Source organism: Streptomyces sp. NPDC049585 (assembly GCF_040675615.1).
Lineage (GTDB): Bacteria > Actinomycetota > Actinomycetes > Streptomycetales > Streptomycetaceae > Streptomyces > Streptomyces luteosporeus.
This window is the reverse complement of the sequence record NZ_JBFAPE010000005.1, coordinates 18860-43529: the sequence shown is the minus strand read 5'-3', so window position 1 is coordinate 43529 and position 24670 is coordinate 18860. Positions and strand designations below refer to the sequence as shown.

Annotated in this window: 18 protein-coding genes; 9 read left to right on the top strand and 9 right to left on the bottom strand. The window is 74.0% G+C overall.

The features are described from left to right. Positions 1 to 152: 152 nt before the first annotated feature. Positions 153 to 7931: an SDR family NAD(P)-dependent oxidoreductase gene (locus tag AB0K17_RS07670; RefSeq protein ID WP_365967747.1), complete on the top strand. Its 7779-nt coding sequence runs from the start codon at positions 153 to 155 to the stop codon at positions 7929 to 7931. Here AB0K17_RS07670 and AB0K17_RS07665 read toward each other — a convergent pair. Continuing rightward, a complete protein-coding gene (locus tag AB0K17_RS07665) occupies positions 7906 to 9411 on the bottom strand; it encodes a carboxylesterase family protein (protein ID WP_365967748.1) in 1506 nt (501 codons plus the stop codon). The genes AB0K17_RS07670 and AB0K17_RS07665 overlap by 26 nt on opposite strands. Before the next feature lie 284 nt (positions 9412 to 9695). Between AB0K17_RS07665 and AB0K17_RS07660 the strand changes: the two genes are divergently transcribed. The 5 genes from AB0K17_RS07660 (at position 9696) to AB0K17_RS07640 (ending at position 13126) form a co-directional block, all read left to right on the top strand. Continuing rightward, a complete protein-coding gene (locus AB0K17_RS07660; RefSeq protein WP_365967749.1) occupies positions 9696 to 10925 on the top strand; it encodes a S8 family peptidase in 1230 nt (409 codons plus the stop codon). 318 nt (positions 10926 to 11243) lie between these two features. Further along, on the top strand, positions 11244 to 11903 hold the full coding sequence (locus tag AB0K17_RS07655) for a transglycosylase SLT domain-containing protein (RefSeq protein WP_365967750.1): 660 nt from the start codon (positions 11244 to 11246) through the stop codon (positions 11901 to 11903). 270 nt (positions 11904 to 12173) lie between these two features. Next, positions 12174 to 12314 carry a hypothetical protein gene (locus AB0K17_RS07650; protein ID WP_365967751.1) on the top strand — a complete coding sequence of 47 codons (141 nt, stop codon included), beginning with the start codon at positions 12174 to 12176 and terminating at the stop codon, positions 12312 to 12314. Between the two features lie 148 nt (positions 12315 to 12462). Next, positions 12463 to 12615 (top strand): hypothetical protein, encoded by a 153-nt coding sequence (locus tag AB0K17_RS07645; protein ID WP_365967752.1) that lies wholly within the window; start codon positions 12463 to 12465, stop codon positions 12613 to 12615. Positions 12616 to 12703: 88 nt separating this feature from the next. Beyond that, positions 12704 to 13126 carry an Hsp20/alpha crystallin family protein gene (locus tag AB0K17_RS07640; RefSeq protein ID WP_365967753.1) on the top strand — a complete coding sequence of 141 codons (423 nt, stop codon included), beginning with the start codon at positions 12704 to 12706 and terminating at the stop codon, positions 13124 to 13126. A gap of 82 nt (positions 13127 to 13208) precedes the next feature. Here AB0K17_RS07640 and AB0K17_RS07635 read toward each other — a convergent pair whose 3' ends face one another. The 3 genes from AB0K17_RS07635 to AB0K17_RS07625 all read right to left on the bottom strand — a co-directional run bounded on the left by AB0K17_RS07635 (position 13209) and on the right by AB0K17_RS07625 (position 16570). Next, a complete protein-coding gene (locus AB0K17_RS07635; protein ID WP_365967754.1) occupies positions 13209 to 14192 on the bottom strand; it encodes an SCO0930 family lipoprotein in 984 nt (327 codons plus the stop codon). A 126-nt stretch (positions 14193 to 14318) separates the two neighbouring features. Further along, positions 14319 to 15809 carry an NADH-ubiquinone oxidoreductase-F iron-sulfur binding region domain-containing protein gene (locus tag AB0K17_RS07630; RefSeq protein ID WP_365967755.1) on the bottom strand — a complete coding sequence of 497 codons (1491 nt, stop codon included), beginning with the start codon at positions 15807 to 15809 and terminating at the stop codon, positions 14319 to 14321. Further along, complete coding sequence (locus tag AB0K17_RS07625) at positions 15806 to 16570, bottom strand: hypothetical protein (RefSeq protein ID WP_365982462.1); 765 nt, start codon at positions 16568 to 16570, stop codon at positions 15806 to 15808. The genes AB0K17_RS07630 and AB0K17_RS07625 overlap by 4 nt, the downstream gene beginning before the upstream one ends. Before the next feature lie 334 nt (positions 16571 to 16904). Here AB0K17_RS07625 and AB0K17_RS07620 point away from each other — a divergent pair, with 334 nt between their 5' ends. Further along, complete coding sequence (locus AB0K17_RS07620) at positions 16905 to 17945, top strand: helix-turn-helix domain-containing protein (RefSeq protein ID WP_365982461.1); 1041 nt, start codon at positions 16905 to 16907, stop codon at positions 17943 to 17945. Positions 17946 to 18078: 133 nt separating this feature from the next. Here the strand turns inward: AB0K17_RS07620 and AB0K17_RS07615 are convergent, their stop codons facing one another. Both AB0K17_RS07615 and AB0K17_RS07610 read right to left on the bottom strand, forming a co-directional pair. After that, entirely contained in the window at positions 18079 to 19479 is a 1401-nt protein-coding gene (locus AB0K17_RS07615; protein WP_365967758.1) for a DUF1996 domain-containing protein, read from the bottom strand. A 4-nt stretch (positions 19480 to 19483) separates the two neighbouring features. Continuing rightward, entirely contained in the window at positions 19484 to 20272 is a 789-nt protein-coding gene (locus tag AB0K17_RS07610) for a DUF4142 domain-containing protein (RefSeq protein ID WP_365967759.1), read from the bottom strand. 274 nt (positions 20273 to 20546) lie between these two features. On the opposite strand from AB0K17_RS07610, the gene AB0K17_RS07605 reads away from it, so the two are divergent. After that, positions 20547 to 20927, top strand: a complete 381-nt coding sequence (locus tag AB0K17_RS07605; RefSeq protein WP_365967760.1) for a peptidoglycan-binding protein — start codon at positions 20547 to 20549, stop codon at positions 20925 to 20927. Between the two features lie 85 nt (positions 20928 to 21012). Here AB0K17_RS07605 and AB0K17_RS07600 read toward each other — a convergent pair whose 3' ends face one another. The 3 genes from AB0K17_RS07600 to AB0K17_RS07590 are packed head-to-tail and all read right to left on the bottom strand — an operon-like array spanning position 21013 to position 23979. Next, positions 21013 to 22218 (bottom strand): cytochrome P450, encoded by a 1206-nt coding sequence (locus AB0K17_RS07600; protein ID WP_365967761.1) that lies wholly within the window; start codon positions 22216 to 22218, stop codon positions 21013 to 21015. After that, positions 22215 to 23402 carry an MAB_1171c family putative transporter gene (locus tag AB0K17_RS07595; RefSeq protein WP_365967762.1) on the bottom strand — a complete coding sequence of 396 codons (1188 nt, stop codon included), beginning with the start codon at positions 23400 to 23402 and terminating at the stop codon, positions 22215 to 22217. The genes AB0K17_RS07600 and AB0K17_RS07595 overlap by 4 nt, the downstream gene beginning before the upstream one ends. Next, on the bottom strand, positions 23395 to 23979 hold the full coding sequence (locus AB0K17_RS07590) for a regulator component (protein WP_365967763.1): 585 nt from the start codon (positions 23977 to 23979) through the stop codon (positions 23395 to 23397). The genes AB0K17_RS07595 and AB0K17_RS07590 overlap by 8 nt, the downstream gene beginning before the upstream one ends. A 168-nt stretch (positions 23980 to 24147) precedes the next feature. Between AB0K17_RS07590 and AB0K17_RS07585 the strand changes: the two genes are divergently transcribed. After that, positions 24148 to 24657 carry an O-acetyl-ADP-ribose deacetylase gene (locus AB0K17_RS07585; protein WP_365982460.1) on the top strand — a complete coding sequence of 170 codons (510 nt, stop codon included), beginning with the start codon at positions 24148 to 24150 and terminating at the stop codon, positions 24655 to 24657. Positions 24658 to 24670: the final 13 nt, after the last annotated feature.

Genomic DNA, 24670 nt, shown 5'->3' with positions numbered 1-24670 from the left:
ATGAGCAACGACGGAATTGATCATTCCGGACATCGGTGGCCAATCACACAGACTTTTGCCGGGGTCCTGCGAAGGGGGTGTTGTCCGTTTATGCCCGGCCCGCGAGGTCATCGATATTCGCGACGGGTTCCTGGGGAAAGGTGGGGAGACCCATGGGAGTTGACGGCAACGGAAAGGGTGCGGCGGACAGGATCGTGGCGGTGGTGGGGGCGGCCTGCCGCCTGCCCGGCGGCATCGCCGACCTCGACGCACTGTGGCGGGCCCTGCGCGAAGGACGCGACCTGATCACCGAGGCCCCCGCCGACCGCTTCGACAGCTCCCGCTTCGTCGATGCGGCCATGCCCCGGCCCGGCAAGAGCTACACCGCCGCCGGCGGATTCCTCGACGACATCGGCGGCTTCGACGCCTCCTACTTCGGCATCTCGCCCCGCGAGGCCGCCCAGATGGACCCCCAGCAAAGACTCCTGCTGGAACTGGCCGCCGAGGCGTGCGACGACGCCGCCGTCGCCCCCGCCGCCCTCGCCGGCACCGACACCGCCGTGTACGTCGGCGTCTGCGACAACTCCTACGGCGCCCTGCAGTTCATGAACCGCAGCGTCAACGCCTACACCATGTCCGGCGCCGCCTCCTCCATCGCCGCCAACCGCATCTCCCACGTGATGGACCTGCACGGCCCCAGCCTCGTCGTGGACACCGCCTGCTCCTCCTCGCTGGTCGCCCTCGTCCAGGCCTGCCGCGACCTGCAGGCCGGCACCAGCCGCACCGCCCTCGCCGGCGGCGCCAACGTCCTGCTCAACCCCTACCACTACGTCGGCTTCAGCCAGGCCTCCATGCTCTCCCCGACCGGCCGCTGCCGTTCCTTCTCCGCCGGCGCCGACGGCTACGTACGCGCCGAGGGCGGCGGCATGGTCCTCCTCAAACGCCTGCCCGATGCGCTCGCCGACGGCGACCGCATCCACGCCCTGATCCTCGCCGGCGCCGTCAACAGCGACGGCCGCACCCCCGGCATCTCGCTGCCCCGCATGCAACTGCAGGAACGCCTCCTGCGCGAGGTCTACGAACACGCCGGCGTCGCCCCCGACGACATCGCCTACCTGGAGGCGCACGGCACCGGCACCCCCGCCGGCGACCCCGTCGAGGCCGAGGCCATCGGCCGCGCCCTGGGCAGCCGCCGCACCCACGGCGAACTGCCCATCGGTTCGGTGAAGTCCAACCTCGGCCACCTCGAACCCGCCTCCGGCATGGCCGGCCTCATGAAGGCCCTGCTCGTCCTGCGCGAGGGCGAGATCCCGCCCACCCTGCACGCCGACGAACCCACTTCCCACGTCGACTTCGCCGCCCTGCGCCTGGCCCTCGCAGTACGCCCCCGGCCCGCCGCCCTCGGCGAGCACTCCGTGGTGGGCGTCAACTCCTTCGGCTTCGGCGGCACGAACGCCCACGTGATCCTCGCCCCACCACCCGCCCCGCCCGCGTGGCCGGCGCCCCCGCCACCGGCCGAACGCCCCGTCCTGGTCACGGCGCGCACCCGCCGCGCCCTGGCCGACGCCCTGCACCGCACGGCCGCCCACCTGGCTCAGGCACCGGACGAGGACTTCTACGACCTGGCGTACACGGCCACAATGCGCCGGGGCCAACACCCCCACCGCGCGGCAGTCCTGGCCCCCGACCCGAGCACGGCAGCCGAACGCCTCGAAGCCCTTGCGCAGTCGCTCGCACCGGAGCCCCGCCAGGGGCGCGGGGAACTGCGCGACCAGCCACAACGGACCCGCAGCGAGGACGACCGGGCGGGCGGGGGTGCGAGGGGGCCGCAGGCCCCGCTCGGAGACGGGGAGAGGGCGGGGCAGGGGCACCCCACCGCCCCGGCGGACGGCTGGCAGCAGCGCGTCTCCTCCCTCCTCCAGCAGCCGGAACCGTTCACCGCAGCCGGCACCCCCGGCGACGCCGAAGGGAGCGACCCCGACCGCCCCGCCCCCGCCACGCGCCTCGCGGCGCTCGGCACCGGGACCGCTCACGGCCGCACCGTCTTCGTCTTCGCCGGCAACGGCGGCCAGTGGCGCGGTATGGGCGAGGCCCTCATGGCCGCCGACCCCGGCTTCCGGGAGACCGTCGAGACGCTCGACGCCCTGCTGGCCCCCCGCCTGGGCTGGTCGATCGCCCGGGCGATGGCCGATCCCGGCAGCGGCCCCGACCTGTCCGCCACCGAGTACGCCCAGCCCCTGCTGTTCGCCCTGCAGGTGGGCCTCGTCGGCATGCTGCGGCGGCAGGGCGTCACCCCCGCCGCGGTCGTCGGCCACAGCGTCGGCGAGGTCGCGGCCGCGCACACCGCCGGCGCCCTGGACCTCGCGCAGGCAGCCGCCGTCATCGCGGCCCGCGTCCGGGCCCAGGCCCCCACGGCCGGCAGCGGTGGCATGACGGCGGTGTCGCTGCCGCGCCACGAGGCCGAGAACGTCCTCGCCGGCCACCCCGGCCTCGGCATCGCCTGCGACAACACCGACGGCGACGTGACCGTCTCCGGCCCCACCGCCCAACTGGCCGCCCTGGAAGCGGAGCTGACGTGCAAGGGCGTGGCCTACAGCCGCCTGGACGTCGACTACGCCTTCCACAGCCCCGCGATGGACGCCGCCCGCGACCTGATCGGCACCGACCTCGCGCAGCTGCGCCCGGCGCCCGTGACGGTCCCCATGGTCTCCACCGTCACCGGCGCCCCCGTGACGGGCACCGAGCTGGACGCCGACCACTGGTGGCGCAACGTGCGCGAACCGGTGCTCTTCACCCCCGCCGTGCAGCACCTCCTCGCCACCGGCCACGACGTCTTCGTCGAAATCGGCCCCCACCCCGTGGTGCGCCCCTACCTGCGCCGGCTGACCCGCAAGCACCCCACGCCGGTGGCCGTCGTGCCCACTCTCGCCAAGGACGACGCCGGGCCGCACGCCGTGCGCACCGCCGTGGCGGCCCTCGCCGCCGCCGGCGCGGATCTCGACTGGCGGCACCACTACCCCGTACCCGGCCGGGTTGCGGACCTGCCCGCCTACCCCTGGCAGCGGGAGCGGCACTGGAACGGTTCACCGGGCATCTGGTCCGGCGTCCCCGGGGACGGCGGGGTGGACCACCCGCTGCTCGGCGACCGGCTCGTCCCCCTGCACCAGCCGACCTGGCGCGGGCCCGTCGAACCCGCCCTCGCGCCGTGGCTGGCCGACCACCGCGTCGGCGGGGCGGTGGTCTGGCCCGCCACCGGGTACGTGGAGATGGCCCTGGCCGCCGGCCGCCGCGTCCTGGACGCCCCCGCCGAGGTCGAGCACCTGGAGATCACCCGCGCCCTCGTCGTGCCGTGGGACGACCCCGGGAGCACCGTCCTCCACCTCACCGTCTCGCCCGACGACGGAGCCGTCACGATCACCAGTGTCACCGGCGACCGCAGCGCGCCCACCCGGCACGCCCGGGCCCGCGTCCGCCGCCTGCTGCGCCCGCGCCCCGGGCCCCTCGACATCACCGCCGTACGCCGCCGCTGCACCGCCTCCTGCGACCCCGCCGAGCTGTACCGCACCGCCACGACCGCCGGCCTCGACTACGGTCCGACCTTCCGTACCCTGCGCCGCCTGTACACCGGCGACGGCGAAGTCCTCGCCGCCTACGAGATCCAGGAACCCTGCGACGCCTACGAGGCGCACCCGGCCCTGCTGGACGGCGCCCTGCAGGCAGGACTGCCGCTCATGGCCGGTGCCCTGGCCCGCGGCGAGGCCTACCTGCCGTCCGGGATCGAGGCCGTACGCGTCTGGCAGGCCCCGCCCGCCCGAGGGCTCGTCCACCTGCGCGAACGACCGCGCACCGCCACCGAGGTCTGCTGGGACATCACCGTCACCGCCCCCGACGGCACCGTCGCAGCCGAACTGCAGGGCTGCCGGCTGCGGCGCTTCGACGGCGCACGGGCCGCACCGCTGATCCGCTCCGTCAGCGTGCTGCGCGCCGCCCCCCGCACCGAACTGCCCTGCCCGCCCTCGCCCCTGCCCTCCTGCACCGACCTGGTCTCCCGGGCGCGCCCGCGCATCGAGGCCGCCCGGGACGCCCTGCGCGCCAGCGGCTACGAACGGGGCCGCCGCATGAACCTGCTGATCAGCGCCATCCTCTTCTTGGAAGGGCTGCGCGGGCTGCTGCCGGCAGGGGAGCGGATCCTCGCGCTCGACGGCGAGAGCGCGCCGCCGCTGCGACCGCACCACCGGCAGCTGTGCACCTGGGTCCTGCCCGTGCTGGCCCGCCGGGGCCTGGCCGAGCGACTGCCGGACGGCCGCTGGGCCCTGCAGCCGTCCGCGGTGGGCGTCGACGACGTCCTGCGCCGGGTGGTGCACGAACTGCCGGCCTTCTCCACCGAGGTGGCACTGGCCGCTTTCCACCGCGGGGCCCTGACCAAGGTGCTGCTGGGCGAGAAGCAGGAGCTGGAGTTCCTGGCCGAGGGCGGCATCGAGCTGATGGACCAGTTCTTCGACCTCGCCCCGTTCACCCGTTGTCAGAACCGCATGCTCAGGGCCCTGATGGAGGAGATCGTGCGGCAGTGGCCCGCCGACCGGCCGCTGCGCATCCTCGAAGTGGGCGGTGGCACCGGTGGTGCCACCGCCGGTCTGCTGGCCGTCCTGCCGCCCGAGCGCACCCGCTACACCTTCACCGACGTGTCGCGGTACTTCATCGGCCGGGCCGAGAAGCGCTTCGCCCGCCACGACTTCGTCGAGTACCGCCCCTTCGACCTGGACGCCGATCCGGCCGAGCAGGGCCTCACCCCCGGCGGCTTCGACGTGGTCGTCGCGGCCAACGCCCTGCACACGGCCAAGGACCTGGTCCCTGCCCTGCGCCGCGTCGCCGGCCTCCTGGCCCCCGGAGGCCGTCTGCTGGCCTCCGAGCAGCACAACGTCGAGGCGATGGCACCGTACTTCGCCACCCTGGAGAGCTTCTGGCACCACACCGACCGCGATCTGCGCCCCGAGGTGCTGCCGCTGCCCGCCCACCGGTGGCCGTCACTGCTGCGGCAGTGCGGATTCACCGACGTCGTCGGCCTCGGCGAGGGCCGCCGGCGCACCGCCGGCGCCGACGGATCCGTCCTGCTGGCCACCGCCGCGGGCACCGCCGTCCCGCCGGCCGCCCCATCCCCGTCCGGCACGGCCGGCGCGTGGATCCTGGCGGCCGAGGGGGCCGGCGAGAACGAGCCGCGGGCCCTGGCCGATGCCCTGCGGCAGTGCACGGACTCGCCCGTACGGATCACCGGGGCCCCGGACGACACCACGACGTGGGACCGGCTCCTCGCGCGTGACACCGGCGACGTGACGGTCGTCCTCCTCCTCGATCCCGCCGCCCCGGACCCCGGCCCCGGCGAGGTGGTCGGCCTCACGGCACGGCGGATCGCCGTGCTGGCCGCCCTCGCCTCCGCCGGGGAACGGCTCCCCGCCGGCACCGGCCTGACCGTGTGGCTCGTCACCAAACCCAGTGGCGCCCTGCCGGCCCCCGAACGCCCCGAGGCCCCCCACGACGCCGCCATCTGGGGTGCCGCCCGGACGATGGCCAACGAGCACCCCCGCATCACCGTGCGGCGCCTGTCCTTCGAACGCACCGTGGACCCCGGCGCGGACGCCCACCGCCTTGCCCGGGAGCTGCTGACCGACACCGAGGAGGACGAGATCGCCCTGACCGCCGGCGGACGCTTCGTCCCTCGTGTGGTCGACCTCGCGGAGCGTCCGCAGCTCACCGCCGACAGCCGTACGGTCGCCGCCTTCGCCCTGGAGGTCCGCGACCCCGGCCTGGCCTACCGCCTCGCCTGGACCGAGACCGCGGCCCCCGCCGCACCCGGCTTCGGCCAGGTTCTCGTGGCCGTCCGCGCCGCCGCCCTGAACTACCGCGACATCATGCACGCCATCGGCGTCCTGCCGCAGGCCGAGGTGCTGCGCGAGCTGCCCCGGCAGCCCGGCCCCGGCATGGAGTGCGCCGGCGTCGTGGAGGCCGTCGGCCCCGGCGTGAACACCGTGGCCGTGGGCGACCGTGTCTTCGGCCTGGCCCCCGGCGCACTGGCCTCCCACACGCTCACCACCGAGCACGCCCTCGCGCCCATTCCGGCCCGCATGTCCTTCACCGAGGCAGCCACGCTGCCCGTGGTCTTCCTGACCGTCCACTACGGGCTCGGGCACCTGGCCCGGCTGCGGCGCGGCGAGACCGTCCTGGTGCACGGCGCCGCCGGCGGCGTGGGCCTGGCCGCCCTGCAGTACGCCCGGCGCTGCGGCGCCCGCGTCATCGCCACGGCGGGCAGCACCGCCAAGCGCCACCTGCTGCACGCCCTCGGCGTCGAACACGTCCTGGACTCGCGCGACCTGACCTTCGCCGAACAGGTCCGGCGGATCACCGGCGGCGAGGGCGTCGACGTCGTCCTCAACTCCCTCGCCGGCGAGGCCATCGCCAGGGGACTGGACGTACTGCGCCCCGGCGGCCGGTTCGTGGAACTCGGCAAGCGCGACATCCTGGAGGACAAGCCACTGCGGCTGCGCCCCTTCAGCAAGAACATCGCCTTCTTCGGCGTGGATCTCGTCCGGCTGCTGCACGACCCCGAGCTCGCCATGCGGCAGTTCGCCGAGGTCGCCGCGCTCGTGCGATGCGGCCGCTACCGCCCCCTGCTGCACACCGTCCACCCGGCGGCCAGGGCCGAGGAGGCCTTCCGGTTGCTGCAGCACTCCCGGCACATCGGCAAGGTCGTCGTCGCCTTCGACCCGCTCGACGAGCCCCTGTACGTCGAGCGTGCACCGGCCCCGCCCCCGATCGACCCCAAGGGCACCTACCTCGTCGCCGGTGGCCTCGGCGGCTTCGGTGCCGCCACCGCCCGCTGGCTCGCCGGTCACGGCGCCCGCCACCTGGACCTGGTCGGCCGCCGCGGCCCCGACAGCCCGGAGGCGGCGCAGCTGCTGGCCGACCTCGCCGCCCGCGGTGCCGAGGCGCGCGCCCACGCAGCGGACGTCGGCGACGCCGACGCCATCGAGGCCATCGCCGCGCAGGCCGACGCCGAGGGCCGCCCCCTTCGCGGCGTCGTCCACTCGGCGATGCACATCGACGACGCCTTCCTGGCCCGTGTCACCGACGAACAGGTGCGTGCCGTCCTGAGGCCGAAGATGGCCGGCGGGGCCGTCCTCGACGCCGTCACCCGCGGCCGGGACCTCGGCCTGTTCCTCGCGCACTCCTCCGTCACCGCCACCTTCGGGCACCTCTTCCAGGCCACCTACGGGGCCGGAAACCTCTACCTGGAGGCCCTCGCCCGCCGGCGCCGATGGCAGGGCCTGCCCGCCACCGCCATCGCCTGGGGTGCCATCGGCGGCACGGGCTACGTGGTCCGCAACGACATGCTCACGCTGCTGAAGCAGGCGGGCATCGAGCCCGTCATGCCGCAGGAGGCCCTCGAAGCGGCTGCGCAGCTCCTCGCCGCCGGCGCCGACGTGGCAGGCGTCGGACGCTACAACTGGGGACGGATCCACACGCTGCTGCAGTGCGTCGGCGCCCCCCGGCTGGGCGCTCTCCTGCCGGCGAGCACCACCGGGGGCTTCCTGACCCGGGAGGACCTCCGGCGCAAGCTGGCCTGCATGGCGCCCGACGAGGCCCACCAGTACATTTCCGGCTCACTCGCCCGCGTGCTCGCCGAGGTCCTGCAGATCCCCGTCGAGGAGATCGACCACCACCGCAGGATCGACTCCTTCGGCGTGGACTCCCTCATGGCCACCGAGGCCCTGGCCATGCTCCGCCGGCAGTACGACGTGGAGATCCCGCCCATGGAGCTCCTGCGCAGCGAGGGCACCATCGCCGACATCGCCCGCATCATCCAGCTGCGCCTGGGCCTGGCCGCCGGGCAGCAGCCGCCGGCGGCGCTGCCCGGTGCCCGGCAGGAGCAGGTCACGGACGCAGCGGCGGATAGGTGAACGGCCGCCACAGCGCCCGGGCGTCGGGGACGCGCGGGGCCACCGGCCCGCCGTCGTCCACCGACCAGGTCCGTACGGGCCCGCCGGCCGGGCCCAGCGGCGGCCAGCCCGGGTCTCCGGTGGCCGCGAAGGAGGCCCACGCGGCCACCATCCGCTCCGACAGCCGCCGGTCGGCGGCGGTGGGCGGGCCGCCGATCAGGAACTCCAGATGGGGGGAGGCGAGGGTGCCGAACGCGAAGGGGACGTCCGCGCAGTGCCACGGCCGCACCACGCCGCCGGGGCCCGTGCGCTGCCGGTCGAAGCGGGAGAGGAACGCCCGCCCACCGGCCCGCGCGTGGGCCTCGGCGAGCCGTCTGCCGTACTCGGCGAACAGCAGGTCGCTGGAGACGGCAAGGTACACCTCCAGCACGGATGCGCCCGGCATGAGGGCCCGGTATCCGGCCGTCATGCCCGGCGGCAGCCCGAAGTCGGCGGCAAACGTGCGCAGTTGCTCCTCGGTGGTCACCTTCGCGCTGCTGCCGACGGCGTCCAGCAGCCAGTACTCCTGCGTGGTGTGGCACACCAGCAGCTCCACGTCGCCGGCACCCCCGGCGGCCACGGCGGACAGCGGTTCGGCGGGCAGGACGGGCCCGCCGACCACGGGACCGTAGAGCACCGGGTCGTAGTGGCGGTGGCCGGACGCCGGGTCGCGCCGGTAGGCGTCCACGACCCGGTCGGAGGCCTCGACCAGGACGCCGGGCGGGGCGGCCAGGAGGGCCTCGGCGGTCGCGGGCAGCCCGGCGGCCGCCGCCACCCGCCGGGTGGTCTCCGCCGCGAGTGCGGGGGAGAGGCAGGGGCTCGCCGGGCTGTGCGCGACGGCCCGCCGGAAGAGCCCGCGGGCGCCCTCCATCACCGCCAGGCAGGCCACCGAACCGGCACCCGCGGACTGCCCGGCCACCGTGACCCGCCCCGGATCGCCGCCGAACGCGGCGATGTTCTCCCGGACCCAGCGCAGCGCCGCGACCTGGTCGAGCAGGCCGCGGTTGTCCGGGTACCGGGAGCCGTCGGCTCCGGGCGGGACGTGGCCGAAACCCTCGAAGCCCAGGCGGTAGTTGACGGTGACCACGACCAGGCCCGCACGGGCGAGCGCGGTGCCGTCGAAGTCGGGCTGCGCCGACGACCCGAAGGTGTAGGCACCCCCGTGCAGCCACACCAGCACCGGAGCCGACCGCGCGTCGGTCGGCGTCCAGATGTTCAGTGTCAGGACGTCCTCGTCGCCCGGTGACCAGAAGGGTGCACCCGGCAGGCGCGCCGACTGCGGGGCGACGGGCCCGAAACGCGTGCAGTCCCTGACCGCCGTCCACGGGCCCGCGGGCTGTGGCTCGCGGAACCGTGCCGCGCCGAACGGCGCTGCGGCGTAGGGGATTCCGGACACGGCGAGCACGGTGCCGTCGCGCAGGTGTCCCCGTACCGGGCCGGAGGTCGTGGGGAAGACGGTCACGTTCGGCGCTCCTCAAGGTCTGTAAGCAACAGGCGAATTATGTGTGTCGCCGACGTAAAACGTGACAGTGATTTCCACCAACAGGTGTCCCAACTTGCCGTGTTTCCATGTGGTTTGCATTTACGCAGGAGCGTTGCGTATGTCACACCTCGCTTCAGGTGTTGATCTGCCCGCGTCAAAGCTGACAGGGTTTCGGGTCATCCGGAGCCGATCACTTCGGTTCCGGGGTGTCGCATGCCGACACGCACGTCCCCCCCACAACCTCACGAAGAGGAACCTTCGTCATGGCAGACCACAAGCGCGCCGGCAAGCGGCGGATCATACTTGCGATATCCGCCGCAGCGGCCGTCACGGCCGGCGCAACCCTCTTAACCCTTCCCGCCCAGGCCACCTCCCCCGCGGAGGGCACGGTCTACGGGACCGACGCGAAGGGTGCCGTTGAGGGCAGCTACATCGTCCTGCTCAAGGACGGCAAGGCGGCGGCGCACGACGGCGCCTTCTCCGCCCAGGGCAAGGACCTCGCCGAGCGGTACGGCGGCAAGCTGGAGCGCACGTACTCCTCCGCCGTGCACGGCTTCTCGGCCAGCGGCCTGGACCGCACCGAGGCCAAGCGGCTCGCCGCGGACCCCTCGGTCGCCAAGGTCGTCCAGAACCACCGCTTCACCATCAACGCCGCCCAGGAGGCCCCACCCTCCTGGGGGCTCGACCGCATCGACCAGGCCGAGACCAAGGGCGACGGCAAGTACACCTACCCGGACGGCGCCGGCGAGGGCGTCACCGCGTACGTCATCGACACCGGCGTGCGCATCAGCCACAAGGACTTCGGCGGCCGGGCGGCATACGGCTTCAACGCCGTCGACAACAACGACAAGGCCGACGACGGCAACGGTCACGGCACCCACGTGGCCGGCACCATCGCCGGCACCGCGCACGGCGTCGCCAAGAAGGCGAAGATCGTGGCCGTGCGCGTGCTCGACGCCCAGGGCTCCGGCACCACCGAGCAGGTCGTGGCGGGCATCGACTGGGTCACCAAGAACCACAAGGGCCCCTCGGTCGCCAACATGAGCCTCGGTGGCGGTGCGGACGAGGCCCTCGACGCGGCCGTGCAGAAGGCGATCGCCTCCGGCGTGACCTTCGCCGTCGCCGCGGGCAACGAGTCCACCGACGCGGGCAAGGGCTCCCCGGCCCGGGTCAAGGAGGCCATCACCGTGGCCTCCAGCACCAAGGACGACCAGCAGTCCGACTTCTCCAACTTCGGCAGTGTCGTCGACCTCTACGCTCCGGGCACGGACATCACGTCCGACTGGAACGACAGCGACTCCGGCACCAAGACCATCTCCGGCACCTCGATGGCCACCCCGCACGTCACCGGCGCGGCGGCCGTCTACCTGAGCGGTCACAAGGACGCCAAGCCGGAGCAGGTCGCCCAGGCCCTGACGGCCGGGGCCACGCCGGACAAGATCAGCAACCCCGGCCAGGGAACGCCCAACAAGCTGCTCAAGATCGTCGAGTAGCCCCCGGCGCCTGCTCGGTGCCCCCCGGCGTTGCGCGTACGAGTGCACGCGTCGCGTAGCGGCGGGGAGTGCGGGGCGTGAGGACGCCCATAGGGCGTGGATCACATACGAAAGAGGGCCGTTGACGTCGGTGGACGTCACGGCCCTTCGCCGTCGGCGGGTACGGCGTCGGATCGTAGGTCACATCGTTGCGTGGGGTTTTCGCCGCCGCTAACAATTGCGGGGTCGCTGGGCGCCGTTTGACCGAGAACGGCGCTTTTGTGTGGCCGCCGAGCGGCTGCGGGCGACGAAGGCGATTGGAAGAGGTTCGGCTCAGTTATGCGCTCCACCCACTCCGGCTATACCCGTCTGACCAAGACCCACAAGTTCATGGCTGCCGGCCTGACCGCCGCCGGTGCGGCCGGTGTCGTGCTGGGTGTCGTCCCCGCCGCCACCGCTGCCACGCACGCTCCGGTGAAGCCGGTGGCGTGGAACGCGGAGGCCTTCGGTCGGACGCAGGACGCGGAGCTGGCGAAGGCTGCTGACGCCGCTGCCACCCAGGCCAAGGCCGACGCGTCGGTGAAGGCCAAGGCCGCCGCCGACCGCGGTGCCCAGGCCGCCTCCCGTTCCGAGGCCCGCACCGCTCTGAAGCCTGCTGCTCCGGCGCCGAAGGCCTACGCGGACAATCTGGACGGCTGGATCACCCAGGCCCTGGACATCATGAAGGCCAAGGGCATCCCGGGTTCCTACGAGGGCATCAAGCGCAACGTGATGCGCGAGTCCACCGGTAACCCGCACGCGATCAACGACTGGGACGTCAACGCCGTCAACGGTGTCCCCTCGAAGGGTCTGCTGCAGATCATCGACCCGACGTTCAAGGCGTATCACGTCGACGGCACGTCCTGGGACATCTACGACCCGGTCGCCAACATCGTCGCGTCCTGCAACTACGCCGCCGACAAGTACGGCTCCATGGACAACGTCAACTCCGCCTACTGATCAAGCGGGGACGCACCGGCTTTCCGGGGCGGCGGCACCTCACGGTGCCGCCGCCCCTTTCTCATGTCGTTGCGACACGTGGATGATTAGTTCGTTTTGTATTTGATTAAGGATCGCCGTGCCTGCACAGTTTCGGGTAAGCGGAAACGTATTTGTTCCGTCGTACCCCGGTTCACGACAGTCAGGGGAGTGATCGTGAAGGGCAGACACAAGAGGTTCCAGGAAAGGCGGCGTGGGAGCGCTCCCCGCCGGCACCCTCTCGCCGACCAGGTGTATGACGCGCTGACCATCGTGATCGTGGTGGTCGTCGTCGCGGTGTGCGCGCCGGGCATGAAACCCGAAGCGCTGGGACTGGTCGGACTCGTGGCAACGGTTGTCGGATCGCGATCGCGTATGGGCGTGCATCGCTAGAAAGGAAAATCCCGGACCCCGCGCCTGTTCGTCCTATCGCCATACCGGGTGACCTCATCGCGTAGTGGACGTTGAACCCCACGTGACGAAGTTGCCAACAGCCGCGGTGCCGTCACCCCGCCCGGCCGGTCAGGCCGGGCGGAAGGCGGTGGAGAACCCGCCCATCTTCCAGGCCCTGGCGGAGCGATGGCGCGAGGCCGGCCGGCTCGTGCCGGGCGACCACGACCCCGACTGGGCCCGGCTGACCGGGGAGCCCCCGGTCTTCGACCCCTGGCGGCGCCACCCGCGTCCCCAGGGTTGAGCCAGGTCTTGTCAGCTTTCTACCGTCGGAGGTATATAAGAAAGCGACGCATCCGCTTGTCTCACGCAGTCGCAAGGAGGGATCGCCGATGCTGATGCGTACCGACCCGTTCCGTGAGCTCGACCGCCTCACCCAGCAGCTGCTCGGGACGCCCGCCCACCCGGCCGCCATGCCCATGGACGCCTTCCGGGAGGGCGAGTCCTTCGTCGTCCAGCTCGACCTGCCGGGCGTGGACCCCGAGAGCATCGACCTGGACGTCGAGCGCAACGTCGTCACGGTGAGGGCCGAGCGCCGTCCCGCCGCGGGCGAGGGCGTCGAGATGGTGGTGGCCGAGCGGCCCGTGGGCACCTTCAGCCGCCAGGTGTTCCTCGGTGACACCCTGGACACGGAGCGCATCGAGGCGCACTACGACGCCGGTGTGCTGACGCTGCGCATCCCGGTGGCCGAGCACGCCAAGCCGCGCAAGATCGCCATCAGTGGCGGCAGCAAGCCGCGCCAGATCAGCAGCTGATCGCGTCAGCAGCTGATCGCGCACCCGGCCCCGGGCGGTGCACCGCCCGGGGCCCCGGCGTCCTCGCGCGGGGGCGCGGCCTTCAGGACGCCGGCGCCGTGGTGACCTTGCGGCCCTTGTCGTCCACGGCGAACCACAGCCCCTGCTTGCCCTGGCCGTTGACGTCCCCCGGCGCGTTGTCGCCGGTGAACCAGTACACCGGCCAGCAGTCGATGGCCAGTTGCTGCGTGCCGTCCGGCCGGGTCACCGTGCTGACCAGCTTCTCCGGCACGTCCTTGACCTTCGCCTTGTCCGCCGGCTTCGCCGGCTTCCACGTCTCCAGGCAGGCGCCCGTGCAGGCGAACTTCATCGGCCAGGGGTTGTCCTTGGCGAAGCGGTAGAGGGTGCGGCCCTGGCCGTCGACCAGGATCCTGCCCAGCTTGGGGTTGTCCGAGACGGACAGTCCCGCGGCGCCGTCCTTGCCGTCCTGGCCCCCCTTGTCGTCCTTGTCGTCCTTGCCGGTGCCCGCCTTGCCCGCCTTGCCGCCGTCGGGGGCCAGGGCGTTCCAGGTGCCGCCCACCCCCTGGCCCTTGGCGTCACCGGGCGAGGCGTCCTTGGCGTACCGGTACACCGGCCAGCCGGCCAGCGTCAGCTGGCGCGAGCCATCGGCGCGCACGACCGCGCCCAGGTCACCGGTCCTGACACCGGCCGCCGCCGAGGCGTCGCCCGCGGGAACGGGCGGCCACGCCTTCGCGCAGTCCCCGTCGCAGTGCGACGCCGGGGGTTTGGCGGTGTCCTTGTCGAAGCGGTAGAGCGTGAAGCCCTTGCTGTCGGTGACCACCGGCCCCAGGTCGGCCGTCTGCCGGACGGCCAGCATGCCCGCGGTCGCGTCCGGCGCCGTGCCCGCCGCACCGCCGCCCGACCCCTTGCCGCCGTACCCCGACCCGTACCCGCCGGCCTGCGAACTGTCCGCCGCCGGCTGGGCGTCGGTGCGTCCCTGCGCCGCCGGGCTGCCGCCGCAGCCCGCCGTCAGGGCCACGATCGCCACTGCTGCTGCCACCAGAGAGGCGTGGTGCCGCTTGTCCATGTCCGTCTCTTCCTTCCTGGGATTCTGCTCCGAGGCCCGGCGGCAGCGCCGCCGCCGGTCAGTACGGGGACGAGCCCCGCAAGTACTCAAGGGGCGAGGGAAGTCGTGCGCGTGGCGCCGCCCGGCTCAGCCCGTCTCCAAGCGCAGGGCCAGGGCGGGACAGCGGCGCACCGCGCGCAGCGCCCGCTGGCGCATCCGGGCCGGCACGGCGATGGCCGCCCGCTCGGGGTAGCCGTCCGCGCCCAGCCGCAGCAGGCCCGGCAGCAGGTCCGCGCACAGGCCGTGCCCGCGGCACAACGTCCAGTCGACCAGCAGCCGTTCACCGGGGGCGGGCCGCGCGGCGCCCTCCTGCGCCGCCCCGGCGGACCGCGGCCCCGCGGGCAGCGGCAGCGAGCCCAGTACCGGGCGCCCGCAGCCGGCGCCGGCCGCGTGCGCCTCGAACTCGTCGGCGAAGACCTCCAGCGAGGAGGCCACGAAGCGGGCGGTGCCGTCGGGGTGCCCGCAGGCCCCGCGCCGCTCCACCGCCCGCAGCCCGGTCCGTACCGCCTCCAGCGCACCCCGTCCGCCGCCGTGCACCGCCTCGTACAGGCCCTCGGCGAGCGACGGCAGGCCCCGGAAGCAGGGCCCGCACTGCCCGGCGGTCTCCGCCGCCAGCCAGCGGGCTACGCGGGCGGTCTCCCCGGCCGGGCAGGTGGCCTCGGGCAGCGGCATCAGTGCCCCCGCCCCGAAGACGGCGCCGGCCGCGGCCAGCGACGCCCGGGAGACCGTCGCCGCGCGGGCACCGGCCGCCGGCAGCCAGGAGCCGTGGTACCCGCCCGCGAGCACCCCTTGACCGGGTTCCGTGCCGCACAACTGCAGGGCGTACGGCAGCGGGAGACCGGTCGGGGTCTCCACCACGTGCGTCCCCGCGACCGTCAGCAGCACCGTGCCCGGCTCCTCCGGCAGCCCCAGCTCGCGAAAGCCCGTGGCGCCGAGCCGGGCGGCGACGGCCAGCTGCGCGAACGTCTCGGTGTTCGACAGCAGTGTCGGCACCCCGCCCAGGCCCGCGTCGCTGGCCCGCACCCGCCGCCCGGACGGCAGCGCCGGTCCGCCGCCCACCCCGCGCAGCAGCGCGCTGCTCTCACCCGTGACGAACCGCTCCGGCAGTCGCACCACGCGCACCTCCTGCCCCTCAAAGGCGCGTTCGCCCGCGGCACGGCGCACGGACGCCTCCACGTCCTCGCGGGCCACACCGACCACCACCTCCCGCGCGCCGAGGGCACCGGCGGCCAGCAGGGCGCCGTCGAGGACCAGATGGGGTACGTGCAGCAGCAGTGCCGTGTCCTTCAGGCAGCCCGGTTCCCCCTCGCTGCCGTTGACCACGACCGCGGCGCCGCCCTGCGTACGCCGCAGGGAGTCGCGCACCGCCCGCAGCTTGCGGGCGAAGGGGAACCCCGCCCCGCCGCGACCGCGCAGGTCGATCTCCTGCGCCAGCACGGCCAGTTCCTCGGCCGGCAGGGCGGGCGGCGGCCCGTGCAGGGCCAGGTGCGCCGCCCGGTCCACCCACATCTGCCGGTCCAGGCCGGCCAGCAGCCGGGGCGGCCCCACCGCGCACAGCGCCGGCACCGGCCCGTTCATGCGCCGCCACCCCGCTCGCGCCGGGCCCGGCGCAGCCGCAGCACCAGTGCCGCCGCGGCCCCCGCCACGCACAGCGCGTACGAGGCGGTCACCCAGCCGCGCGCCGCACGCCCCGAGTACAGGCCGTGCACCAGCGCCGCGCCCCAGGCCACGTACGCGCCCATGTGCAGCGCCCGCCAGGCCCGCGAACGGCCCACCGAGGCGAAGGCGCTGCGCACCGCACCGGTGACGGCCACGACGACGAACAGGTAGCCGGCCAGCGTCCCCAGCCCGATCAGCAGCGGCCTGCCGGCGTCGGCGAACGGCACCGCCACGGCCGTCCCGCTGGTGTGCCCCTCGGCCACCTTCACCCACAGGTGCAGCCCCAGGAAACCGAAGCCGGCCACCGCCAGCCCGCGGTGCACGCCCTGGGCCAGCAGCCGGTGGGCCGAACCCAGCAGCATCCGGTCGGTGGCCGCCAGCCCCCACATCACCGTGGCGGTCAGCGAGACCAGCGCCAGCACCCCGGCACCGAAGTCCAGGAACTCCCGCGTCCGCTGCGCCACTCCCGCCCGGGCCGCCACCGCGAGCAGCAACAGGATCGCCGCCGGCAGTGCGGGCCGGGCCGAGGGCCTGCTCGCCGGCCGCGAGCGCGGGCGCGACCCGATCGGCGCGAGGCGCCGGCGGGGGAGCGGCCCGGGGGGCACCCCGCCGGGCGGCGGGCCCGCCGGAGGTACCGCGAACAGGTCGGGCACCGGGGAGGACGGAGGGGACACGGACATAGGGGCCTCCGGCGGGGCAGCCCGCGACGAGCCGGGCGGGCGCCCGCGTAGCTTGAGAAATCCGGAAAATCCCGCGCATCGGCAGCAGCTGCCGGGCGGTCGAATGCACAGCAGGATCCTTGAATTCCGCAAGTCCTTCATAAGCTTTATCGCGCTGTGACAAATTCGCGCATGGGCACCCCGAGACGGCGGAGGGCTGTCGATGATGCCCACTCAGGCGAGCGGATCCGAACCCCTCTTCGGATCGCTCGTCCGTGCAAAAGTCCGGAGGTAGACGATGTGCGACATGCTCACCCGCATCTGGTCACGACCACGCCGCGAATGGACCCGCATCTTGCGCAGGGAACTCCCCTCCGTCGCGGCCCGCACGGTCGACGAACTGCTGCGCAATACACCGGGTTTCGCGCCGGCCGTGGAGAGGCTCGGAAGGGACGTGGCACAGGCGGCGGTCGAGCAGGCCCTGCTCCTGGCCCTCGGCCTGCGGGTCGGTGCCGCCGCCCGCCAGGCCCTGCCCGCCCCCGCGCGCCCCGCCGGCCGGGTGGTCACCACCATGCCCGTCGCCCGGGCCCGCCAGGTGCTCTTCGCCGCCCTCGCCGAGGAGCGCTGCCTGCCCGCCAAGGCCCTGAACGAGCTGGCCCGGGCGGCCGGCTGGCCGCTGCCCGGCCGGGCCCGGGCGGTGATCCTGGCGAATCCTTCCGCCACCGAGACCCCCCACCTGACCGCCCAGCTCGACGCCGCCCTCGGACCGGGCCTGCTCGGCATCCTCGACACCGACGTCTGCCTGCTCGTCCCCGACCCCGGCCCCGAGACCCGCGCCGCCCTCGCCACCGTCCTCGGCAGCCGCACGGCCGCCGTCGGGCACGCCGTGCCCGTCGCCGACGCCGCCTCCTCCCTGCGCTGGGCCCGCCGCCTGCTCGCGCTCACCCCCGCGAGCCCGGCCGGCGAGGGCCGGCGCCCCGTCTTCGTCGACGACCACCTCTCGGACCTGCTGCTCCTCCAGGACGAGTCCCTCGCCCGCGCGCTGTCCGACCGCTGGCTCGGCCCCCTCGACGGGCTCACCCCGCGGCAGAGCGAACGCCTGGAGGACACCCTGCTGGCCTGGCTGGAGAGCGGCGCCGCCCCCGAGGCCGCCCGGACCCTGCAGGTCCACCCCCAGACCGTGCGCTACCGCCTGCGCCAGATCGAGAAGCTCTTCGGCCCCGCCCTGCGCGAGCCGCGCACCCGCTTCGAGCTGGAACTCGCCCTGCGCAGCCGCCGGCTGCTGGCCCAGTCCCGCCGGCCGCGCGCCCGTGGTGCGGCCGGGCGCGCACGCGCCGCCGGCACCGGCGTCCCTCCGCTCGGCCCGGGCCGCCAGGCCCGCGTCAACGGCCTGTGAGGGCCTGCGGGCACCCACGGCGCACTGCGGCGGCCCGGTCCTCCTGGTGGGAGGACCGGGCCGCCTTGTACCCCGGCACCGGGCGGCTGGGGCGATGGGGAGCACCCGGCGCCGGGAGTCGTCGGCGCGCGCCTCAGCAGCGGCGCCCGCCGTTGATGCAGCCCACCGCCTTCGCCATCAGCGCGTCCGGCATGACGTTGATGAAGTCGCCGTGGTCGGTGACCGGCTTGTGCAGCTGCTCGGGGAAGCTGTCGACCGCGAACGCGGCGCGCGCCGGCACGTCGTAGGTCAGGCGCTGCACCAGCTGCGGCACCGCCGTGAAGCCGCGCGGGCAGGAACCGTCCTGCCGGGCGAAGGCCACATGCGTGCGGTGGTTGGCGCTGTCGGTGGACCGCCCGTCCCAGCAGCTCTGGAAGGCCAGGGTGCGCACCACGCTCGACCCGGGCGGGCAGAGGGGGTACTTGTCCTTCAGCTGCCGCTCCTCGAAGCCCGTGCAGCTCCAGGACGCGTTGGCGTTGCGCGGACCGCTGGTGAACGCCTTGGCGTCACCGGTGATGATGCGCAGGAACCGCGGCATCGCCGCCACCTTCGTCACCGGGCTCCCACGGAAGGTGAGCGTCACCGACGAGGGGCGCAGGATCCGGCCCATGTTCCCGTCGTGCCCGCCGCCCGGGGCGTTCGCATCGGGCGCCGCCTTGCCGTCCAGGACGCGCAGCACCGGCCAGTAGTGCGTCGAGAGGTCGCCGTTCGTGCACGTGGTGCCGGCGGCCGCCAGGGAGGCGTCGGTGGAGAACGCGTTCGTTGACACGTTGCCGACGTAGTCGTGCGTGTGGTGCGCCCCGTTGCTCACGCCCGGGGTGACGATGACGTTGTCGGAGTTGAAGTGGCCGTTCTCGTTGCGCCCGCAGCGGGAGACGAACGTCCCCGTGGAGCCGCCGCCGCGCGCCGCCGGCTGCCGGCTCACCGGAGCGCTGCGGATGTCGGCGAAGTCCCCCGGGGCCGGGCCGCCGGGCATCGGCGCCTTGAGCACACCGGGCTGACCGGAAGCGGCCTGCGTACGCACCGTACGGGCGCTGCACGCGCTCAGCCCCATCAGGTCCGACGGCCTGGTGGAACCCTCCCCGATGGCGTCGGCCATCCGCCCGATGGTCGCCGAGCGCTGCTGCTCCAGCTCGCCGAGCACCCCGGCCCCGGCCGACCCCGAGGCCATGGTGCGCTCGTACGCCCGCGCCACCTGGGCGTCGAGGTCGGCCAGGCTCTGCGAGACGCGCTGCCGGGCCGCGGCGGGCACCTGCGGCAACCGGTCGCCGACGTCGGGACAGGCGATGGTGCTCGCCACCGCCGCGGCCGGGGCCGCGTCGTGGGCCCCGTCCCCGGCGTGCCCGGGCTGCCGGTGCGTGCCGCCGGCCGAGGCGTTGGCCGCGATCACCGCCGTCCCGCCGCCGCCCAGCAGCAGCGCGGCGGCCGCGGCCAGCGCCCGCACCTTCAGCGGTGTACGGCGCTTGTGGCCCTGTCGTGTGGTGGTGGGGGTCATGCGATCACTTCATCTCCTGGTCGCTGTGCGGCGGCATCCCGGCGAGGGGCGGGACCGGGTCCGGCGGAGGGGACTGGGCCGGGGCGTTGGCGATGCCCGACACGCCCGTGCCCTCCAGGACGGTGATGTGGTCGAGCACCACGGTGTTCGCGCGCGTCGCCAGCTCGCGGACCAGCGCGTTGCCCGTGCGGTCCCGCACGAGCGCCACCAGGCCGAAGACCTTGCCGTGCGCGGCGCGCACCAGCTGGGCGAAGACGCGGTCGAAGTCGGCGCCCTGCGCCGCCCGGATCTGCTCCAGCCACCCCTGCTGCTGGTCCGTGGGCCGGTCCGGCAGCGCGATGCCCAGCATCCGCGCCGTGTCGACCGACCGCCGGTCCAGCTCCGCGTGCCCGCCGATCAGGTGCTCGCCCGCGGCCCGTACGGCGGTGGTGGTGCCCCGCTCGCGGGCCAGCCGGCCCGCCGGCTGCTCCCACAGCCCCGCCAGCCGCACCTTGCGCACGAAGTCGCGGTCCAGTGCCGTCAGCGGGCCGTAGGCGCTCTCGCGCACCCCCTGGCCGTCGTCGCTCCACACCGGAGCCACCGCGGCGTCCGCGGCCGCCGGCCGCGTCGCCGGGAACAACGTCACCGGCACGATCAGCGCCACCAGGGTGGCGGCCAGCGCCCCCACCACGAGCCAGGTGCCCAAGCCCCGGCCCGCACCCGCCCCGCCCACCGCGGCCTCGGGGCCGGCGCGCCGGCCCCGCAGACCGGCCAGGCGCGCGGTGATGGCAGGGGCCGGACGCATACGCCGCATGGCGCCGCCTCCCTCGTTCCTCGGTGCCGTCTCATCGGACGATCGGCGACGCTAGCCGCCGGGCGGGGAGGCGGAACGAGGTTCCTCGGCATGTGACAAATCCGCGGGCACCCCCACCGGCGGCTGTTACCGTGCGCCCGCCCGGCCGAAGGTCCGGACCACAGGCCCCGATCGGCCGGAATCCGCCTCGCGCCCGCCGGGCGCGGCCACAAAAATACCCACCGGCAAAGCAAGGCCCTCACGTGTCCGTCGTGTCCACCGAGGAAGGACGAGCATGAAGCTCCGCACTTTGCCCACGACCCTGGCCCTCTCCGGCATCGTGCTGGCCGGTACGGCCCTGGCCGTTCCCGCCCAGGCGGCCGTCACCGGCACGCCGACGGCGGTCAGCGCCGTACCGGGCCCGTACGGCTGCAACTACTCCGACGGCAAGGAGCCCCAGCTCTCCCGGGGCAGCTCGGGCCGCTACGTGAAGCAGGCCCAGTGCCTGCTGCTGCACTGGGGCGAGAAGCTGCCGAAGTACGGCATCGACGGTGACTTCGGCAGCGAGACGGAGAACGCCGTCATCGACTTCCAGAAGACCTACTGCGGGCTCGACCCGGACGGCATCATCGGCCCCAAGACGTGGTTCGCCCTGAAGCACGACGGCTGTTCCTGACGGTCCCACCGGCTCCCCGCCCCGCACCGCCCGGCAGCGTCCGCGCCGCCGGGCGGTGCCCTTTTCCGGTGTCCCGGGCGGGGCCTCAGGCCAGCAGGAGCGGCAGCTCCTTGAGCGCGTGCGACCGGAAGGAGGAGCGCCGACGCAGCTCCTGCGGCGCCGCGGCCACCTCGATGCGGGCGAACCGCCGCAGCAGCGTCTCTAGCCCGATCCGCGTCTCCAGGCGGGCCAGCGGCGCGCCGAGGCAGTAGTGCAGCCCGTGCCCCAGGGTGAGGTGCTGCTTGTCGGCGCGGTGGATGTCGAAGACGTCCGGCTCCGGATAGCGCTCGGGGTCGCGGTGGGCGGCGGCGATGCCCAGCATCACGGTGTCGCCCGCCGGGATGCGCACGCCCGCGATCTCCACGTCCTCGGTGGGGAAGCGGCGAATCGCCCACTGGTTGGGCGGGGCGTGGCGCAGGATCTCCTCCACCGCCGCCTCCAGCAGGCCCGGGTCGGCGCGCACCTCGGCCAGCTGCCGCGGGTGGCGCAGCAGGGTCAGCAGGCCGCCTGCGATCACGTGCTGGGTGTTCTCGCTGCCGGCGAAGAGAATGAGGAACGCCAGCGACACCAGCTCGTCCTCGCTCAGCCGGTCGCCCTCGTCCCGAGCCGCGATCATCGCCGACAGCAGGTCGGGCCCCGGGGCGGCCCGCCGCGCGGCGACGAGGTCCAGCAGGAAGCGGTGGATGTGCCCGACGCACTCCGCGACCTGCCCCGGATACGCCGGGTCGAACATCGCCCCCACCCAGGAGGAGAACGCACTGCGGCTCTCCTCCGGCACATCCAGCAGGTCCCCGATCACGGTGAGCGGCAGGGGATTGGCGTACGCCGCGACGAGGTCCACGGCCCCGCCGGCGGCGGCCTGCTGCGCCAGGCCCTCGGCCAGCTGCCCGGCGGCCCGGCGTATGCGCGGGCGCAGCTCCTCGACGCGGCGCGGGGTGAACGCCTGGGACACCAGGCGGCGCAGCCGCAGATGGTCGGCGGGATCGATGTTGAGCAGATTGGCGTCCAGGGCCGGCGGCAGGGCGAAGCCCCGGTAGCCGTTGCGGGAGCGGGCCTTGTTCACCGACAGCCGCTCGTCGGTCAGCCCCGCGCGGACGTCCGCCTCGCGCAGGACCAGCCACACCGGCGAACCGTCGGGCGTCGCCACCCGGTGCACGGGACCGGCCGCGCGCAGCCGCGCGTACACGGGGTAGGGGTCGGCGAAGAACGCCTCGTCGAAGGGCATGGGCAACGGGGACGCGGGGCCGGTCATGCGGTTTCCTCGGCACGGGGGCGGGAGGTGGTGGTCAGGGCTTCCTCGACGACGGGGCAGGAGTGCAGCGCCCGGGCCAGCCGGCGCTGGAAGTCCAGCTCGGCCACCAGGTCCGCGGGTTCGGCCACGCGGGGGGTGTCCGCGTGCCGTTCCGGCCGCAGCCCCGCGGCCTTCGCCCGCAGTGCGTCGCGCAGCAGGGCCGCCTCCACGGCGGCGGCCGCGTCCTGCTCCGCCAGGCCGGCCGCGGCCGCCCCCTCGCGCGCCGCGTGCCCGACGGCCGGGTCCATCCAGGTGCGCAGCGCCCACTGGGCGTCCCGTATCTCGACGACCGTGCGGTACAGCCGCGTGCGCACGTCGGCGCGGGTGTCCAGCGGGATCACCGGTTCGGGCACCAACGCCGTCACCTCGCGGTGCAGCCCGGACAGCTGCCGCAGGGCCCGCCGGTCCCGCCACCGCTCGGCCAGCGTGCTCAGGTGCCGGCCCCAGTCGGGGATCGTCCAGCCCGCCGTCTTGGTGATCGTGGCGATCGTCACGGCCACCTGGGCGACCGGCTCCCAGGCGCGCCCGCTCGTGCCGAACTGCCCCGCCACGACGTCCGCCGCCCGGCAGGCGCTGTAGACCAGGGCGAACGGCAGCGTGAGCGCGATCAGGTACAGCCCGCGCCGCAGCCACGGCGCGGCGGCGATCCTCGCATAGCGCCAGCCCAGCAGGCCGACGTCGATCTGGTTCGCCGAATAGGCCAGCAAGTAGACGACGATGTAGGCCGGGTAGTACTGCGCGTGCGAGAGCGCGAAGTCGTTCGGCGCCTCCCGCTCGACGGTCGCCGCCGAGAACAGCGTCACCATCGCCACCAGGGCCAGCGCCAGCCCCAGCAGCCGCGGCACGGCCTTGCGCCGGGCCACCTCGCGCTCGTACGTCAGGTGCAGCAGCACCAGTTGCTGGCAGGCGGACATCAGCACCACACAGCTCTGCGTGAGCAGACCCGAGAAGTTCACGATGCCCACGGCTTTGCTGGTGGCCACCCAGACGGCCGGCGTGGAAACGGTGTACGTGACGAACAGGAGCACGAAGTTGCCCGTCAGGGCGAGCTGCGTGGGTGATCTGTCGGTGCGCAGCACGCGCACCTTGTACAGCAGTGCCAGCAACGCGACGACGGCGCAGACCGGATACAGGACGCTATTCATTTCTCCCTCGGTGGGTCGGGGACTGCAGGGCGGCGAGCCGGGCGGCGAGTTCCTGCGCCTCCGGCGGGACGGACCACGGCCGCTGCGCGGTCCAGCTACTGATGTGGCGCCCGATGAGCGAACCCACCAGCTCCGCCTCCATCTCCACGTCCGAGTGCTCGTGCTCGCGGCCCAGCGTCCGGCGCACCATCTCCGGGTCCAGCGAGGGCAGCAGCAGCCGTGAGGAGTCCGCCGAGAGCACCGGCGCCGCCTCGTGGTCGCACACCAGATGACCGATCTCGTGCAGGATCACCTGCTGCTGGTGGACCGGCGCCAGCCGGCGCTCGAAAACGACGTAGTCCGCGTTCTCCGCGGAGACCCACAACCCGTCCGGACTGCCCACCGGCAGCTCCAGGGCCATGAGATGAATCGGCCGGCCGTGCAGGCTGCTGATGTGCTCGCAGACGTCGTCGACCGTCAAAGCCCCCGCACGCGGCAGCCCCAGTGCCCGTACCCGCTGCTCGCACCGCTCCCGCAACCCCGGCGGGCGCCCCGCCCCGCGCCCCTCACCGGACCTCAGCCGCCACCGCACCACCATCACGACGAACCGTCACCACACGGCCGAGCCACGCCCGCCCGGCCTCCGTCTTCTTCACGCTCCGTCACGGATCATCCACCTTCCATCGCGGCATGGTGCACCGGGAAGGCGACCGGACGCAAGAAAGATCGATTCCGCGGGGCCGGCGCGTGCGCGACCATGGAACCCATGACCACCCTCACCCTCGCCCGGGGCGACATCACCCGCCAGCACGTCGACGCGGTCGTCAACGCCGCCAACTCCTCCCTCCTCGGCGGAGGCGGCGTCGACGGCGCCATCCACCGCGCTGGCGGCCCCGACATCCTCGCCGCCTGCCGCGCCCTGCGCGCCTCCCACTACGGCAAGGGGCTCCCCACGGGCCACGCGGTGTCCACCCCCGCCGGCCGCCTTCCGGCCCGCTGGGTCATTCACACCGTGGGCCCGGTGTGGTCGGCGCAGGAGGACCGCTCGGAGCTCCTCGCCTCGTGCTACCGCGAGTCGCTGCGGGTGGCCGACGAACTGGGTGCGCGAACGGTCGCCTTTCCCGCGATCTCCACGGGCATCTACGGCTGGCCGATGCAGGACGGCGCACGCATTGCGGTGGAGACGGTGCGGGCGACGGAGACGTCAGTGGAGGAGGTCCGCTTCGTGCTGTTCGACGAGCGGGCGTACGAGGCCTTCGCGGCACAGATGCATTGATGGCGGCACGGTC